General features: G+C 62.3%; 16 protein-coding genes. 7 read left to right on the top strand and 9 right to left on the bottom strand.

Annotated features, from left to right (window positions below):
• Window positions 1-354: 354 nt before the first annotated feature.
• From ACTHL0_RS22275 to ACTHL0_RS22250, 6 genes are all read right to left on the bottom strand, one after another.
• The gene (locus ACTHL0_RS22275; RefSeq protein WP_440569076.1) at window positions 355-1710 is read right to left on the bottom strand and encodes a sugar efflux transporter; all 1356 of its coding nucleotides are present in this window, start codon (window positions 1708-1710) and stop codon (window positions 355-357) included.
• A 3-nt stretch (window positions 1711-1713) separates the two neighbouring features.
• Window positions 1714-3678, bottom strand: a complete 1965-nt coding sequence (locus tag ACTHL0_RS22270; protein WP_440569075.1) for a beta-galactosidase — start codon at window positions 3676-3678, stop codon at window positions 1714-1716.
• A 100-nt stretch (window positions 3679-3778) separates the two neighbouring features.
• A complete protein-coding gene (locus ACTHL0_RS22265; protein WP_440569074.1) occupies window positions 3779-4630 on the bottom strand; it encodes a carbohydrate ABC transporter permease in 852 nt (283 codons plus the stop codon).
• 18 nt (window positions 4631-4648) lie between these two features.
• Complete coding sequence (locus ACTHL0_RS22260) at window positions 4649-5566, bottom strand: carbohydrate ABC transporter permease (protein WP_440569073.1); 918 nt, start codon at window positions 5564-5566, stop codon at window positions 4649-4651.
• A 61-nt stretch (window positions 5567-5627) separates the two neighbouring features.
• Window positions 5628-6869 (bottom strand): ABC transporter substrate-binding protein, encoded by a 1242-nt coding sequence (locus ACTHL0_RS22255; RefSeq protein ID WP_440569072.1) that lies wholly within the window; start codon window positions 6867-6869, stop codon window positions 5628-5630.
• Window positions 6870-6983: 114 nt separating this feature from the next.
• Window positions 6984-8150, bottom strand: coding sequence for an ABC transporter ATP-binding protein (locus ACTHL0_RS22250; protein ID WP_440569071.1), 1167 nt, complete (start codon window positions 8148-8150; stop codon window positions 6984-6986).
• Window positions 8151-8421: 271 nt separating this feature from the next.
• On the opposite strand from ACTHL0_RS22250, the gene ACTHL0_RS22245 reads away from it, so the two are divergent.
• The 6 genes from ACTHL0_RS22245 (at window position 8422) to ACTHL0_RS22220 (ending at window position 13501) form a co-directional block, all read left to right on the top strand.
• A complete protein-coding gene (locus ACTHL0_RS22245; protein ID WP_440569070.1) occupies window positions 8422-9444 on the top strand; it encodes a LacI family DNA-binding transcriptional regulator in 1023 nt (340 codons plus the stop codon).
• Between the two features lie 322 nt (window positions 9445-9766).
• The gene (locus tag ACTHL0_RS22240) at window positions 9767-10750 is read left to right on the top strand and encodes a protoglobin domain-containing protein (protein ID WP_440569069.1); all 984 of its coding nucleotides are present in this window, start codon (window positions 9767-9769) and stop codon (window positions 10748-10750) included.
• Window positions 10751-10754: 4 nt separating this feature from the next.
• Window positions 10755-11129 (top strand): STAS domain-containing protein, encoded by a 375-nt coding sequence (locus ACTHL0_RS22235; protein ID WP_440569068.1) that lies wholly within the window; start codon window positions 10755-10757, stop codon window positions 11127-11129.
• Window positions 11119-11520 carry an anti-sigma regulatory factor gene (locus ACTHL0_RS22230; RefSeq protein WP_440569067.1) on the top strand — a complete coding sequence of 134 codons (402 nt, stop codon included), beginning with the start codon at window positions 11119-11121 and terminating at the stop codon, window positions 11518-11520. Before ACTHL0_RS22235 ends, ACTHL0_RS22230 begins: the two co-directional genes overlap by 11 nt.
• Window positions 11508-12143 carry a SpoIIE family protein phosphatase gene (locus tag ACTHL0_RS22225; protein WP_440569066.1) on the top strand — a complete coding sequence of 212 codons (636 nt, stop codon included), beginning with the start codon at window positions 11508-11510 and terminating at the stop codon, window positions 12141-12143. The genes ACTHL0_RS22230 and ACTHL0_RS22225 overlap by 13 nt, the downstream gene beginning before the upstream one ends.
• Window positions 12140-13501, top strand: a complete 1362-nt coding sequence (locus ACTHL0_RS22220; RefSeq protein WP_440569065.1) for a PAS domain-containing protein — start codon at window positions 12140-12142, stop codon at window positions 13499-13501. Before ACTHL0_RS22225 ends, ACTHL0_RS22220 begins: the two co-directional genes overlap by 4 nt.
• 20 nt (window positions 13502-13521) lie before the next feature.
• Here the strand turns inward: ACTHL0_RS22220 and ACTHL0_RS22215 are convergent, their stop codons facing one another.
• The 3 genes from ACTHL0_RS22215 to ACTHL0_RS22205 all read right to left on the bottom strand — a co-directional run bounded on the left by ACTHL0_RS22215 (window position 13522) and on the right by ACTHL0_RS22205 (window position 16188).
• On the bottom strand, window positions 13522-13968 hold the full coding sequence (locus tag ACTHL0_RS22215; protein WP_440569064.1) for an anti-sigma regulatory factor: 447 nt from the start codon (window positions 13966-13968) through the stop codon (window positions 13522-13524).
• Between the two features lie 129 nt (window positions 13969-14097).
• Complete coding sequence (locus ACTHL0_RS22210) at window positions 14098-15075, bottom strand: DnaJ C-terminal domain-containing protein (RefSeq protein WP_440569063.1); 978 nt, start codon at window positions 15073-15075, stop codon at window positions 14098-14100.
• A 318-nt stretch (window positions 15076-15393) separates the two neighbouring features.
• Entirely contained in the window at window positions 15394-16188 is a 795-nt protein-coding gene (locus ACTHL0_RS22205) for a hypothetical protein (RefSeq protein ID WP_440569062.1), read from the bottom strand.
• A 272-nt stretch (window positions 16189-16460) separates the two neighbouring features.
• On the opposite strand from ACTHL0_RS22205, the gene ACTHL0_RS22200 reads away from it, so the two are divergent.
• A complete protein-coding gene (locus tag ACTHL0_RS22200; protein ID WP_440569061.1) occupies window positions 16461-16781 on the top strand; it encodes a pyrimidine/purine nucleoside phosphorylase in 321 nt (106 codons plus the stop codon).
• Window positions 16782-16951: the final 170 nt, after the last annotated feature.

Raw genomic sequence — 16951 nt, 5'->3', positions numbered from 1 at the left:
TGTCAGTCATATTACTGCCGCGTCGCACGCTACGTTCCCGTTCGCCGCAGGGCCGGCATTCGGTCGTTCTCAATATCACCCCCACCTCGGCCGACTGCACCGCGGCTCGGCTTTAGCACTCCCTATTTCAATCGATTCATTTGATACGGCTTCAATTCCCGTCCCGATCCCGACGACTTCACGATCTCGCTCGGGCCGACACCGAGAATCCGCGTCACCAATCTTGAATCAGCCCGGAACCGGACATAGCCTTCATCGCCGGTCAAACGCAGCGGAACAACGCGCCACATATTGGACAAGCGCCGCGGCTTTTGCATCCTGGGATTGCGCTTGCAAGGCCATGCTATGTCCCCTTCACGCGCGCCGCACAGCGGCGCGCAGCGCATTGCCACTCATCCGTATAGCGTCGAACGACAGCAATGCGAATGCGCAAACGGCAAGCGCGGCACACAGCAAAAACGCCACACGGTAGCCCAATGCGCCGACGATCGTTCCCGCCAACACCCCCGACAAGATCGATCCCACGCGCGAAGCGTTGAAAAACAGCGCCGTCGCAGCGCCAAGCTGGCCCGGCATGAGATCCTGGATATACGTCATGCCGAGGCATGACGTGATGGCCACGACGGCCGCGGGCAACACCTGCAGAGGCACCACGGCCAGCGGCTGATCGACCACGGCCAGCGCAACAAAATACAGGGCGTGCACCACCGCCGACGCCGCCAGCCAATTCGGCTTTCTCAGCTTCGACGATTTCGCCCCGAGCCACAACATCATCGGGATTTCGAGCAACGCCCCTGTGCCGAGCGCCGCGGATACGGTCAGGCGCGTACCATGCAGTGCGTGGACGAGATACAGCGGCAGCAGGATCATCGTCGCATTGGCCGCCAGGCCGATCAGCGTCAGCGCCAGCAGAATGCGCGGGATGGCTTTGCGAGCACGCGCGGCCAGCGCGGCGTTCGATACGCTATGGCATTCGCTAGTCCCGATCGCCGCGCTGGCGCAATGGCGCATCGCCGCAGCATGCTGTTCCTCCGTTGCCGACGCTTCCCACGCTTCCGATGCCGGCGGCATCTCCGCTGCCCGTGACGTTCCGGACTCGTCAAGGCTCGGCCGATCATCGGCTTGTTTCGCGTCCGCGATGCACCACGCAATGACGGCACTCGCCGCGAAGCTCAACGCCGCAAACGCAAACAACCCCTTGAATCCGCCCTGCGACAAGACCAATGCGCCCACGGCAGGGCCGAATACCCAAGCGACGGACAGCAGCGTACGCAGCGTCGCGGAAGCAAACTCGGCCTGCTCCGCATCGCCGATCCGTAACACCGCGCGGCCAAAGGCGAATATCTGCGACAGCGATGCGCCACCCGGCCCCAGCAAGACCACGCCAACGACGACGAGCCCGGCATAGCCGCGCACGAAGCCCAGGCTCGCATAGCCCAACACCGCGGCAACGAGCGACACAATGAGCGATGCCCGGTGGCGGCCGCTCCGATCCGACCAACGGGCTACGACGGTACTGGCCCACACACCGCTGGCCGAAACGAGCGTCATGAACACGCCGAGCCGCACTGGCGACATCGCCGCTTCTTCAACGCCGAACAGCGACAGATAGGGCGCCGTAAACGACAACGCGACGCCAAGCATCAGCGTCGCAATCGCGAGCGGCACGAAGTGCCGCGTTCGCATCAGATCGATAAAACGCGTAGGCACCGTTCAGTCTTCTTCTATCCAAGCCGCGACGTCGATCGCGCCGACGATCGGACCGCCCAAGACGAACCGCGCACCGGCCGGCGCCGGCACCCGCTGGGGTTGATCGCCGTAGTTGATCGCAAATCGCCAGGGGCCGCACCGGCGCAACCTGAGCCCCTCCGGCAACGGCGCCGCATCGATGCCCGCATCGCGGACGCACCGACTCAGCGTGGCCAGCAACACCGCCCGATCGAAGCAAGCCGTCATGTACGTCACGCGTTCTTGTTGAATCAGGGCGGGCAGCCCGTCGTCGAAACGCGCGATGACTTCCGCGCCGACATCCGGTTCAACATGATCGCGCCAGCGCAATGCGGTGCCCTCGACATCGCCCAGGCGTAAAGCCGGCTTGATCGACGGCCGCAGCGATTCGACTTGTATCACGCGAGCGGGCAACACCGACTGAAGCGGCCCCGGAGGAAGGTCCGGAACGATCGCGAACGTGTCGGACTTCGAGCCGGTCCGCGGCCCGAACACCCATCGATTGGCGCCGCGCTGAATCTGCTCCACAACGGTCTCCGGCAGAATCGGCAGCGTCGGCGCCACCACGAGCCGATAGGCGCCGACATCGGCGCGTGCCGACACGATATCGACGTCGAGCCCGAGTTCGCGCAACGCGCTGTACCACTCGAATACGACGTGCTGATAGTCGAAATCGGCGCCGTGCCGCTGCGTTTCGATTACCCAGTCCGCTTCATAATCGAACAACAACGCAACGGCCGCCGGTTTGTTTTGCGGTCCGTTCACAGGCAATCCGAGCGCGCGCAGTTCATCGCCCACGCGGGAGACTTCCTGGCCACCCGGCGAGAGCACATCGCTCGGCGTATTGAGGCCGGAATGCATTTGCTCCTGAGCAAAGGGACATTGCCGCCAGCGGAAGTAGGAGACGAGCTCGGCTCCGTGTGCGAATGCCTCCCAGGTCCAGAGACGAACCATGCCGGGGGCCGGCACCGGATTGAACGGCGCCCAATTCACGGGTCCGGCTTGCTGCTCCATCACCCACATGCGCCCATTGCCGACGCCGCGATAAAGATCGTGGCTGAATGCCGAAACATCGGGATGTCCGGTTCGCGCCCAGCGGTTTTTATCCGCCTCGGGCAGCGGCAACACCTCTGTGCGCGGCACGGGATAGCTGTCCCACGCAGCCACATCGAGCCCATGCTGCGCGAACGCATAATGATCGAACGCCGCGTAGAAGCCCATGAAGTTATGCAGCAAGTCGCGGCCAGGCGAATGCTTTCGGATCAATTCCGCCTGCAGCGCATGAAAGCTCGCCACCTCATCGGATTGAAAGCGGCGGAAGTCAAGCACGTGCGAGGGATTCGCATCGGTCGGCGTGCAATTCGGCAATTCGATTTCGTCGAAGCTGCGATATTCCATGCTCCAAAATACGTTGCCCCAGGCTGCATTGAGCACAGCGATCGTTTCATAGCGTGCAGCCAGCCACTGGCGAAAGCGAACGAGCGCGGCAGGCGTATAGCTCGGCAAGGTATTGTGACAACCGAACTCATTGTCGGTCTGCCAAGCCACGACGGCGGGATGCATACCGTATCGCCTCGTCATCTCGCCGACGATGCGCCCGCAGTGCTCGCGATAGACCGGGCTCGAGATGTCGTAATGACGGCGCGAGCCGAACTGCATCACGCTGCCGTCTTTCGCGATAGGAAGAATCTCGGGATGTGCGTCCACCAGCCATTTCGGCGGAGAGGCCGTCGGCGTACCGATGACGACTTCCAGCTTGTAATCCGCCAGAGCCGCCACGGCGCGGTCGAGCCACGCCCAATCGTAGCGCCCGGGCTCGGGCTCGATCCGCGACCAGGCGAATTCGGCGATACGCACACGTGCGATACCCATTTCCGCCATGCGCCTCGCATCGCTTTCCCATTGGCTTTCCGGCCAGTGCTCCGGGTAATAACAAACGCCGAGCTGCATTGAAGATGTCCTTGATTCCGTAGATGAGATCGCGCGATTCATGGTTGCGCGCGAGCAGTGGTGTATCGGGTTGCGCGTCCGTCTGCGTGCCGCGCCGGCATTACCCCTTCGTCGCCCCGAAGGTCAGCCCGGCCACGAAATGCTTTTGCATCGCGAAGAACATCGCCACGGACGGCAATGCCGCCAGCACCGAGCCCGCCGAAACAAGGTTCCATGCCGTCGTCCACTGTCCCTTGAGCGCCGCCACGCCAACCGTGATCGGCGCCGCGTCATCGCCTTGCGTGAGGCACAGCGCCCAAAAATAATCGTTCCAGACGAACGTGAACACGAGAACGGCCAGCGCCGCCAAGGCCGGCCGCACGAGCGGCAGGACCACGCGCAGATAGATCGCCCATTCGCTCGCGCCCTCGATCCGCGCGGCCTCGATCAACTCGTAGGGCAGCTCGCGGATGAAGTTGCGCAGAAATAGCGTGCAGAAGCCGGTTTGAAATGCCGCGTGAAAGGCAACGAGCGCCCACACGGTGTTGTAGAGATTCAAGCTCGCCATCAGCTCGCGAACAGGAATCATCAGGATCTGGATGGGCACGAAATTACCAGCCACGAACAACCCGAGGAGCACCGTACTGCCACGGAATCGGTAGTTGGCCAGCGCATGCCCCGCCATCGACGCGAGAAAAATCGAGATCGCCACTGCCGGCAGTGTGATCAGACAGCTATTGCCGAAGTAATGCAGCATCGGCGTTTGCGTCAGCGCCGCGCCGTAGTTCTCGAGCAGTGCGAAATGTTTCGGCCACCCCCAATAATCACCGCTCAAAAGCTCATCGCTCGAGCGCACCGAAGTGACGAGCACAGCCAGCAAGGGCACGAGCCACACGAGCAGCGCCACGGGCAGGGATAGTCGATACAGGGCTCTCGGAACGGGCCGCCACCGTTCAACGGGCATCGGATACATGGAGGACTCCCAAATATTCTAAGATTCGGTCCGCACCAGGCGGCGCAATTGCCACACGATATAGACGAGCATGATCGCGAACAGCACGACGGCAATCGCGGCCGAATAGCCCTCGCGGTAGTACTTGATCGCTTGGTCGTACATGAAATAAGCGAGCACCGTGGAACTGTCGAACGGGCCGCCCCCGCTCATGACCGAAATCAGATCGAAGCTGCGCAGTGCACCGATCACCGTCAGCACCACGGCCATGAAGGTCGCCGGGCGCAGCTGCGGCAGGATTACATGCCATAGAAGCGAGACACCTCGCGCGCCTTCCATGCGCGCTGCTTCGATAATCTCGGGATTGATCCCCGTCAGCCCTGTGAGATACAGGATCATGCAGAACGGAATCTGCGGCCAAAGCGCAGCGAAAATGATGCCGTACGTCACATAGTGCGCATCGCCCAGCACGGGAATACCGTGCCCGACGATGAGTTTCAGCAAGCCGAACGTCGGGTCGTAAAACCATGAAAATACAAGGCCCACCACCACGCCCGGCAAAACGAACGGCGCAAAGAACAGCGACTTCACGAGCCGGATGCCGAACACGTTCTGGTTCAGATATAACGCAAGCCCCAGCCCGACAGGCGGCGCAAGCAGGAACAACACGAGCCAAATCATGTTGTTCTTCAACGCGACGTAGAACGTGTCGGATGCGAACAGCTCGCGATAGTTATCGAGGCCGGCGAAGGTCTTCGCCGTCATGCCATCCCAATGATGAAAGCTGAGCCAAATACTGCTGACAATGGGGTAGATGACGAAGACCGAGAAAAGCGCGAGGCCGGGCAGCAGGAACAGCAATGCCGCTCGCGTCCGCCGTTGATTGAGCGGTATCGGTTTCTTGGCCGCGGGCCGCGACGCTCGCCGCAACGGCCGCTGCGTAACGGAAATCGACATGGTTTGAGACTCCGACTGAGTTGGGCGGGGGACTGACACGTCCCCCGCTCATCGAGCGCGCTTACTTCTTGTAGATGCGCTTACGCGTGGCTTCGAGATGCTGCAGGATCGAATCGAGCTGAGTCGGATCGGAGTAGAACTGCTGCATCGCCTTCATGCCTTCGTCCGCCATTTCCTTGGTCATGTCGCGGTCGTAGAACTGGGCGATCCCACCCGTCGTGGTCGAAAGCGTATGGAAGCCAATCTTCGCGATCGGGTCCTGCGGCTCGGCGGCCTGGCTGTTCGACGGCAACTGCCCCCAGCCCTTCGCGAGTTCCCCGTTGATCTGCGGCGTGCCCATGAAGGCGAGCAAGCGGTGGGCGTCAGCCTTGTTTTTCGCCTTGGCCGGCATGATCAGCACATTGACGGGGCCATCCTCGGCAACCGGCACGGACGCATCGATGATGGGGAAGCGGAAGTAGCCCATTTCCGCACGCGTGGATGCCGGAAGCCCCGCCGAAAAGAATGTCCCCATCAGCAACATGGCCGCCTGCCCGTTGACGAGCAGCGGAGTCGTCGAATCGACGTCGTAGGACAGCGCATTGTCGATGAAGTACTTGTCGTCGATCAGCGTCTTCCATGCTTCGTACACGTGCTTGACACGGGGATCCGTATAGGCGATGTCGCCGGCCATCAGCTGCTGATGAAAGGCGTAGCCGTTCACACGCAAGTCGAGGTAGTCGAACCATGCCGCAAGCGTCCAGGCATCTCTGGCCGGGACGGCGATCGGCGCGATACCGGCAGCCTTCAGCTTCTTGCAGTCGTCCAAAAACTGAGTCCAGTTCGTCGGCTCGGCCGTAATCCCAGCCTTTTGAAAGAGGTCCTTACGATAGAAGAAGCCATAGGCGTCCGTACCGAGCGGCATACTGTATTGCTTGCCCCCATACGTCGACGCCGTCTTCACCGACGCGTACATTTGATTCCAGCCGTTTTTCTGCCAATCGCTGCTGAGATCCGCCAGCAACCCACGCTTCGCGTAATACGCCATGCGTTCGCCGTTGTTCCAGCTCAACACATCGGGCGGATCGGTCGCGAGCCAGCCCGACATCTGCACCTTATAGGCCTCTTCGCTGACATAGCTCACTTTCAGATCGACGTCCGGATTGGCCTTCTTGAATTCGTCGAATGCGTTTTGCCAGACGGCGCGCTGATTGCCGCGCGACGCTACGGTCACGTTCAACGTTCCGGCATCCGCCGGGGCGATGGCGGCGAACGTCGCGCAAGCCATGCAAGCGAGTGCGAGCATGCGGATAGGTTGCTTCATCTCTCTGTCTCCTTTCGTTGGTCTTGAGTATCGGTGTGTCTACTACATACGAACTACTACGTGTCGGCTAAACAATCGGCTGGACATATCGGCGGCGGCGCATTGCCGGCCGTTTCATGCGGCGATGAGTACCTCTCGGTCTGGGTCGAAGACGATGGCGTTGCCTCCTTCGTCGAACAAGTGCCATGCACCGTTCAATACATGGAAGGCATGGCGGTCGCCGCGGCGCAGGGCAGAAGTGCCCTGTACCTTGGCCAACAAGGGTGTACCGCCCGGTTGATCGAGATGAACGTAGGCCGCTTCGCCTAATTGTTCGACCAGCTGCACCGTCCGTACGATGGAGCACTCCGGTGCAACGGCGTCGCTGTCAGGCGTCACGCAAAGATGTTCCGGCCGAATCCCGAGCGTCACGCGTTCGCCGGCGCGAAGCGGTTGGCGCCGCGCACGGCCGGACAGCGTCAGGCGTTCGTCGCTGTCGTTCAATCGCAATCCAATGACATCGTCACTGATCGATTCGATCACCGCCGGCAGAAAGTTCATTCGGGGCGAGCCGATGAAACCGGCCACGAACAAGCTGGCAGGCCGATGGTAGAGATCGAGCGGCGCGCCGATCTGCGCGATGCTGCCCATGCGCGCCACGTCATCGCCGGAACGCAGCAGGACGATCTTGTCCGCCAACGTCATCGCTTCGACTTGATCGTGCGTCACATAGACGGAACTCGCCTCCCGATAGCGGCTATGCAGTCGCGCAATCTCGATCCGCGTTTGTCCGCGCAAGGCCGCGTCGAGATTCGAGAGCGGTTCGTCGAATAGAAACACCTTCGGTTCACGCACGATCGCGCGCCCGATCGCAACACGCTGCCGTTGTCCGCCCGAAAGCTGCTTCGGCTTGCGCTCGAGCAGCGCCTCGAGTTGCAGCACGCGTGCGGCATCGGTGACACGACGCCGGATTTCGTCCTTCGGCACGCCGGCGATGCGCAGCCCGAAACCCATGTTGTCGAACACCGACATGTGCGGAAACAGCGCGTAACTCTGAAACACCATCGCGACACCGCGCTCGGACGGCGGCGTCTCGTTCATCCGCTGGCCGCCGATGTGAAGCTCGCCCGTGGTCGTATCTTCAAGACCTGCGATGATGCGCAGCAACGTCGACTTGCCGCACCCCGACGGACCGAGGAAGACGCAGAACTCATGCTCGGCGATATCCAGATTGACGTCTCGCAGCACCGGCGCATGTTGCCCGTACTGCTTCGATACATGCCGTAGCGAGATGGCCGCCATCACGCCCTCCCTGGTTCGCCGATCTGGCGGAAAGCGCATCGCTCAACGCGCTCATTGGCATTTAAGCGCTTAAATTTCTGTCGCCAAAACACGGCGTATGCTCGTACCATGTCGTCTCCGGTCTTGTTCAACGCTGTCTCAATGGAATGAAACGTATCGCAATCGATCAAGGTTGTGCAACTTTTGGGAAGGCGTCCCAGCATATGAACAGGCAACACTTGATGCGCCGATCGACCGTACCGGCGCTCGATAAAAACGGGGGAAACAATTTGTGGTGACGCTTGCCGAAGTCGCGCAACGCGCGAAGGTCACGGGCGCGACCGTGTCGAACGTGCTGCGCAATCCGCACAAGGTGAAGCCGGAGACCGTCGAACGCGTCATGGCGGCCATCCGCGAACTCGGTTACCGGCCCAACTTGACGGCCCGTGCGCTCGCCCGGGGCCGCACGTCCACCCTTGCGCTGATGCTCTCCAGCATCACGAACCCGTTCTATCCCGAGTTCGTCCTCGCGGCCGAGCGCGAAGCGCGTAAGCGTGGGTATTTCCTGCTCGTCTGCAATACCGATGACGATCCCGCGATCATGCGCGCGTACCTGGAGCAAATCGCCGGTTCGCTCGCCTCGGGCGTCATCGTCATGAACACGAATCTCAGCGAAAGTGAATTAACCGACATTGCGGGCCGCGGCATCGCCGTCGTCCTGTGCATGTGGGAGCACGTACAGGCATCGCGCGCCCTGCCCTGCGTCACGATCGATTTCGCGGCGGCCGGCGCACTCGCGGCGTCGCATCTATCGAGCCTCGGCCACCGCAAGTTCGGCGCGCTCGTCGGCTCCGGCTCGGGCAACCCGCAAACGATCCGGCTCGACGGTTTCGCCACGGCACTGGTTGCACACGGTCATTCGGAGAAATCGCTTGTCACCGTCCAGACACACGATTCGATCGAATGCGGATACGAAGCGGCCATGGGTCTATTGCGGGCCAAGCCGGGCGTGACGTCGATCTTCGCGACGAACGACTTGATGGCGATCGGCGCCATGCAAGCGGCCGCCGATCTCGGCAAGCGGGTGCCCGACGATTTGTCCGTGATCGGCCTGACTGACATCACCCTCGCCCATCAGTTTCGGCCGGCATTGACGACTGTGCGCTTGCCGACGGCCGATATCGCGGCGCGCTCGATTGCACTCGTCGTCGAGATGGCGGAAGGTGGCGCCCCCGCTCAAGAGCGATATGTCGTCCGGGCACCCGAGCTCGTCGTGCGCGAATCGACAGGGCCCGCGCCTTCGCGACGGCGCTAACGGGGCCAAGCCAAGCCTACGAAGGCACGTTGTTTGAATCGCTCGGCATCAACCTTGCGTGTTCGCCGCCCGCGTCTATACTTCGGATGAATTCCGCCAAATACTTAATTTGCACCGGCTCGGTCAGGCGAGCCATAGCCAGACAGACGCAGTCATCGTCGCGATAAAACAAGACGCATATGCGATGCAGACGGGCCGCCGTGACGCGGCGTCGCGCTGCACCGCCGACACGCTGACCACCGCCGGACTGCCGTGTCGTATCTTCGAATTCGATGTCCGGTGTCGGGCCACCCCGCCCCGGATAGCAACCGAGGAGGCGCGCATGGCAGAAGACCAGCTTCAACAACGCGAATCGCTCGCGTTGATGCACCAGATGGGGCTCAACAGCACGGCGATCGAACGCCGTAAGCAAGTCGTCGGCCTGATGCCGGCCGATCTGGCGCGAATCACGACGATCAAGGATGTCGTGCTACGGCAGCTGGACGACTACTCGGCAGCGTTTTTCGATCACCTCGCGAGCCTGGACGAAGCGCGCACGCTGCTGGAAAATCGCGCCCTCGCCGAAAAAGCTCGCCATCTCAAGCGAGACCATCTGCGCGGCCTGGTCTCGGGCGAATACGGTACCGATTACGTCGAACAGCGTATCGAACTGGGCCTGCTGTACGCAGCCGCCGGGCTCGATACACGGGTCTTTCTTGGCGCGTTTCTGAATCTGCTCAAGCATATCGGCACGCAGATCATGAAAGATGCCGATCTGCCCCCGATCGACGCGTTCGACGCCTTCATGTCCCTCAAAAAAGTCGCGTTTTTCGATCTGGGACTCATCGTCGACGTGCTTGTCTTCGAACGCGAGCGCGTCATTCGCCAGCAGCAGGAAGCGATACGCGAGCTCTCTACGCCCGTGCTCCAACTACGCGACCGTTTGCTGCTGCTGCCAATCATCGGCGTCATCGATACTTATCGCGCACGCTTGATTACCGAAAGCTTGCTGGAATCGATTCGAATCAACCGCGCCAGAATGGTCGTGATGGATATCACGGGAGTGGCAACAATCGATTCACGGGTGGCCAACCATATCCTTCAAACAGTGACGGCGGCGCGGCTCATGGGCGCCAAGGTGATCGTGACGGGGATTTCGGCGCCGGTGGCGCAGTCGCTCGTTTCGCTCGGAATCGAACTCGGCCGGCTCGACACCGTGGGCGACCTGCAAGGCGGCATCGAGCTTGCCGAACGCAATCTCGGCTATCGCGTCGTGCAGGGGCAGGGGCAGCAGCCCATCGAGCTCCCTATGGACGCAGGGAGCTGACACCGTGTCCGTTCCCATCCTGAAGCAAGGCGGCGTGCTGATCGCCTCGATTCAATCGGTCCTCTCGGATCAGGACCTCGTGCAACTGCGCGAAGACTTCGCCGACAAAGTCGGACGCTATCGCAGCAAGGGCGTCGTCATCGACGTCACCGCGCTCGACGTGCTCGACTCGTTTGCCACGCGCACGCTGCGTGGCATCGCCTATGTGGCGAAGCTGCGCGGGGCGACAGCGGTCGTCGTCGGCATTCAGCCCGAAGTCGCATTCGCCATGGTGCAGCTAGGGCTCGCGCTCGACGGCGTAGCCACCGCGCTCGATCTCGAGGAGGGCCTCGACTATCTGCGCGATGCCGCGAGCGGGAGCCTGGGCCATGCCAGCTGAAATCCGCGTGCCGATCGAGCGGGAAGACGACGTCGTCATCGCCCGCCAAAAGGGGCGTGAAGTGGCCGCCGAGACCGGGTTCTCCAATACCGATCGCACGATCATCGCGCTCGCGATCTCCGAGATCGCGCGCAACATCATCAGCTATGCGCACCGCGGCGAAGTGACGATATGCCAAGTCAACGACGGGCTGCGCCGCGGCATTCAAATCGTCGCCGAAGACGAAGGCCCGGGCATTCCGGATATCGAACTGGCGATGCGCGACGGCTATTCGACAGCGAAAAGCCTCGGCGTCGGGCTCCCAGGCACGAAACGCATCATGGACGAGTTCGAACTCACGTCGATCGTGGGCACGGGCACCACTGTGCGGATGAAGAAATGGCTGAAATGAACGTGAATGCGTCACCCGCGCCTCGCACGTCCGTCATCGAATGGGGCTGGGCCGGCCGCGCGCTGGAGCAGTTATCGGGTGACATGCATGCCGTCGTCGAGCGCGACGACGGTGCGCTCGTCGCGCTGCTCGACGGCCTCGGGCATGGGTTCGAAGCGGCGGAAGCCGTGCGTACGGCGCTGCCGGTGATCGAAGCGCACGCCAGTGCATCGGTCGTCACACTGGTGCAGCAGTGCCATGACGCATTGCGCAGGACGCGGGGTGCCGTCATGAGCGCGGCATGGTTCGACGCGCACGATGCATCGATGACATGGACGGGCGTGGGTAATGTCGACAGCGTGCTGATTCGCGCCGCCAAACATGCTCAATCGCGTAACGAGGCGATCGCAACGCGGGGCGGGGTCGTCGGCTATCGCCTGCCGACGCTGCACGCGGAACGACATACGTTGTCGCGGGGCGACATGCTCGTCATGGCGACGGACGGCATTCGCAGCACGTTCACCACCGGCATCGTCACGCAATTCAGCGTTCAGGAAATCGCCGAATTGATTCTGGCCAGATTTGCGAAAGGCACGGACGACGCGCATGTCGTCGTCGCCCGCTATCTTGGAGTACCACCATGACGACGCGGCTCGGCGCGCTGCGCGCCGAGTATCTTTCGAGTCTTCGCGCCTACCTTGAAGACGAAAGCGAGGGCGGGCTCGCCTACGCGTACGAAATGGGCCGGCGCGCGATGATGGCGCGGCTTGGATTGCTTGACATGGCCGCCTTGCATCGCGCCGCGCTCGATACGCTCGTCTTGCCGGCCACACCCAGCGATCAACCGCGGCTCATGGAGGCATCGACCGCCTTCTTCAACGAACTGCTCGCGCCGTTCGAGCTCTCGATCGAAGGCTATCGCGCTGCGCTGGCCGCGAGCGAGGAACGATTTCAGCTTGCCGTCAGCGGCGCAATGGCGGGGCTGTGGGATTGGAATCCGCAGACCGACGAGATTTATTTCTCGCCGCATTTCAAGCGGATCATGGGCTATGAAGACGGCGAACTGCCCAACGAGCGCCAGGCGCACTTCGACGCCATCGATCCGCAGGACTTCGAGCACGTCACGCAATCGCTGAAGTCGCACTTGGAGCAGCGCCATCGATACGACGTCGAATATCGCATTCGGACCAAGTCCGGCGAGATACGCTGGGTGCACTCGCGCGGCCAGGCGCTGTGGAACGAGGCCAGCGTGCCGTACCGGATGGTGGGCTGGATTCTGGACATTACCGATCGCAAACACGACGAAGAGGCGCTTCGCGCGTCCCGCGAAGAAATGCGCCGGCTATCGGCGCACATCCAGCAAGTGAGAGAGGAAGAAAAAGCGCGTATCGCCCGTGAACTCCATGACGACCTCGGGCAACAATTGACGGCGCTCAAGATGGCGGCGTCGCTCCTGGATCACGGAGCCGGCGACGGGCGAAAATGGCCGTCGCACGAAGCGCTCAGCGGCATCTACGCGATGATCGACGAGCTTGTCCGATCGGTGCGGCACATTGCGGCCGATTTGCATCCGGTCATCCTCGACGATCTCGGGCTCATCCCGGCGATCGATAATCTGGCCGATGAGTTTTCCGCGCGGTATGGGATCCGCGTCATTCGCCATATCGATCCCGACGCGATCGAATTCAACCGCGAGTGCCGAATCGATATGTTCCGAATCGTGCAGGAAGCGCTCACGAACGTTGCCCGGCATGCGGGTGCGACCGAGGTGATCCTGGACATCGTGCGAGCCGATCCGCATTGCATCGTACGGGTGGTCGACAACGGCCGGGGTGCGGCGACGGGCGGCTCGAAAGGGCGGCATTCGTTCGGCCTGCTGGGCATGCGTGAACGAGCGGCACTGCTCGGCGGCGAGATTCGCATCAGCACTGAGCCCGGCGCGGGATTCGCCTTGACCGCGATCTTGCCGCTGACCGCCGTCGAGACGCGGGGCGCGCATTGAATCGCGCCGTACTGTACTGATCAGAGATCATCGAGCGAGTCGGGCGTGCCTTGCGCCCACTGGGTCAGCGTAATCGTCACGCCTTGGCCGACGATCGATTCGATCTCGAACTCATCCACAAGACGTTTCGCTCCGGACAGGCCCAAGCCGAGACTACCCTTGGTGGAGTACCCATCCTCCATGGCGCGTTCGATGTCGGCGATGCCAGGCCCTTCGTCGCGCGCCACGACGACGATTCCATGACGCGTGCCATCCGTGATCGGAACGGCCGACAGCTTTCCCCGCTCCGCATGCACGACGATGTTGCGCGCGATCTCACTGACGGCGGTTGCCAACGCCACGGCCCTCGCCTCCGCGAAGCGTTCCCGCACGGCATATGCATGTAGGGTGTGGCGAGCCCAGCCGACGTCGGACGCGCCGCCCACGAACACGTGGACGCCCTTACCCGCCGCGTGGTGCGGGCTCATCGTGTCATTCCGGCGACTGTCGGGCGCAGCGCCCTGAGCGAAACCATGGCGAACCTCACGGATGGCCGAGCTTTGGCCATCGTACCATCGCCGGTTGCGCATATTGCGACAACCTGTCTATGTGATGGGCTAGAAAGTCCGAGCGGGGGCATTCGCGCGTCGTTGCGCCGCCGCGAACATCTCGCGCAGCCGTTCGCGGTCCTCGTCGGTCAAATGTGCGGCTGCGGCCGGGGTTGTCAACACCAGGCGCAGGGTCAAATCGCCCCGCGCACCGTGCCGGTCGGAGAGGCCCTGCGCGCGCAGCCTGATCAGGCTCCCGGGACCGGAATTGGGGTCGATCGTCATCGGCAGCGCGCGGCCAAGGACTCCCGCCTCGTAGGTGCCGCCTAGCGTGGCTGTCACGAAATCGACTTCGATGTCGCAAGCGATATTCAGGCCATCTCGACGATAAGCCGAATTGCACACGATCACCACCGAGAAGATCGCGTCACCCGGCGGCCCGCCGTTAAGCCCGGGATGACCGGCGCCTTCGACAACCACGCGCTGGCCGTCCCATGCGCCTGGCGCGAGCTTCACGGTCTCGGTTTTGCTTTGGACGATCACGCCCTTGCCGAAACACGCGGGGCAGCGGCCCCGCGCATGTCCGTGGCATTGATCGCAAGCGCCTTTCACGGCATAGCTCACTTCCACGTCGCCGCCATACATCGCGGCCTCGAGCGGGACAAAGAGCTCGGTCGTGCAGTTGGCCCCGCGCATGGGATGGCCACTGCGAGCATTGCGCGGCGGCGGCGCGGCTTCTGCGCTTGCGGTGTCGCCCCAGGCCCATTCCCATGTCGGTTTTGGTCCCGGGCCCGGCCCACGGCCCTGCGCAGGCGGCGGTGAAGCCGCCGCGGGTCCCGGGTTCGGCGATACGGGCGCCTTGCGCTCGCCGATCAGAATCTCGAACGCTTCCTGAATGCGCTTGAACTCCGGCTCGACCGTGGCTTCGCGCCCCCGATTGCGATCCGGATGGTATTTCGCTCTGAGCCGCCGGTACGCGCGCTTGACGTCCGCCGGGGACGCGGTGCCCGGCAGCTCCAACCGCCTGTAGTATTCGTCGAGGCTCACGCGCTCTCCCCGTTGTCTTTCTCGAACCGCGAGTTTACCAAGAAGACATGACGGCGCCGCATGCGAGGCGGAAGAGTGGGTTATTGCGAGTGCTTTAACCAGGGAAATGCTTCAGGGAAAAAAGCGCATGACCGCCAATACCGCCAGCACCGCGAGTGGCACGACTAAGGCACCCACTCCGAACCGCGATACGCCGAGCGCCCCCGCCGCTGCTCCTGCCAAAAAGAAGAGCGATTGCAACGAGAGCTGCATGAGCGCGCTATCGGGCGGATCGCGCTCGCTTCTTGTCAAGCGCTCAGAGCGAGAAAACGTTCATCATCACTCTTCGGCGACAACACTTAGCGCCTTCGAATTTTGGCCTGAGTGCTTCGTCATTTGCTTCGTGCCCCATTGAACGAGCATGGCCAAGACTGCGGCCACGGTAAATGCGACGAGTGGACGCTCGCGCGGCAACGCAAACGTGAGCGTCAAGCAGAACGCGGCAAACGAGAATCTGCCAAGCACCATCCCCCGAAACAGCGATATGACAAATTCCGGCCCGTGCGCGCGGTGAGAAGACACCGAAAGAATGATCCCCAGCAACGGGAACACGGCGAGCAACCCACTCCAGGCGGCGCCTGCCCATCCTGATATCGACGTCACGATCAGCGTCAGCACCGCCCCCGCCGTCATTCTTCCGATGAGGTCGGCTCGCGAAAGCGATGCGGCCGGCGCAATGGAGGCGCTGCGTGGCAAGAACGACTGACCGAAGCACACCGCCGCGAGCGCAGCAATGCCCGCCCATAAAGCCGAAGTCGGGAGGCAGGAGAGGCCGCACGCAACGACGAACCAGGCGAGAAGCGCAGCGGCCAATGCAAGCGGCCACGAACGCGAGCGGCAAGTCCATGCATAGGCGAAATTGAACGCCTCCGACGCCAACACGGCCGAGAGCGAACGTTGCGCTGCATGGGCCCCGAACGCCGGGCCATGCGCAAGGACGAGAAGGAAGAGAATGGGCCCGGCGACGACGGGTAAGCCGGCCAGCCACCCAGCGACGGACGGCCCCCACCATTTACCGGACATCGATACAACGAGCAGAAACAGCGGAACAAGCGTGAGTTTGAGCGCGAGCATGTCCGGATCGGGGGGTTTAAAGGCGCATGATACTCGCGCACGATGGACGGCGATAAGCAATGAGTTGAAACGAGTTCGTCGCTCCGGGCTACGAACGGCATATCGCCGCGAGAACATCGGGTTCCAACGCTATTGCGACTGGTGACGTACCGGCACACCCGGAGCCGGTATGATGGCGGATTTGTATGCTGGACCGTGCGCCCGGTACAGATCGCTTATCGCGGCCACACAGCAGCCACCATTCATTACGACGACTCAGGAGGACCACCGCCATGACAGCCGCCACGCAATTCGATCAGGTTTCCGTTATCAAACGCGCCAACGTCTACTTTGACGGCAAGTGTGTCTCGCACACCGTGCTGTTCGCCGACGGCTCGCGCAAGACGCTCGGCGTCATCCTGCCCGGCACGCTGAACTTCGGCACCGACGCCCCGGAACTCATGGAAGTGCAGGCCGGCCAATGCCGGATTCGCCTCGACGGTAGCGATCAATGGACGACCTATGGCGCGGGCCAGTCGTTCTCCGTCCCGGGTAAAAGCCGTTTCGACATCGAAGTGATCGAAACGCTCGACTACGTCTGCAGCTACCTTTAAGACAACCCTCAAGGCAACGGCACGCATGGAAATGTGCACGTGCGCGTCGCCTTTGTGGATGCGTTCACTAGCCGCGGCTCCGGGGGGGCGTGAATGTGTGGTTTTTTGAAACGCGCCCAAAAAGGGCCCACCCCCCCGGCGCCGCGGCGGTGAAATATCCACCCGCCGAG

Source organism: Trinickia sp. (assembly GCF_051961175.1).
Lineage (GTDB): Bacteria > Pseudomonadota > Gammaproteobacteria > Burkholderiales > Burkholderiaceae > Trinickia.
Note: the sequence above shows the minus strand (reverse complement) of the source record. Positions and strands in the feature narration are given on the sequence as shown.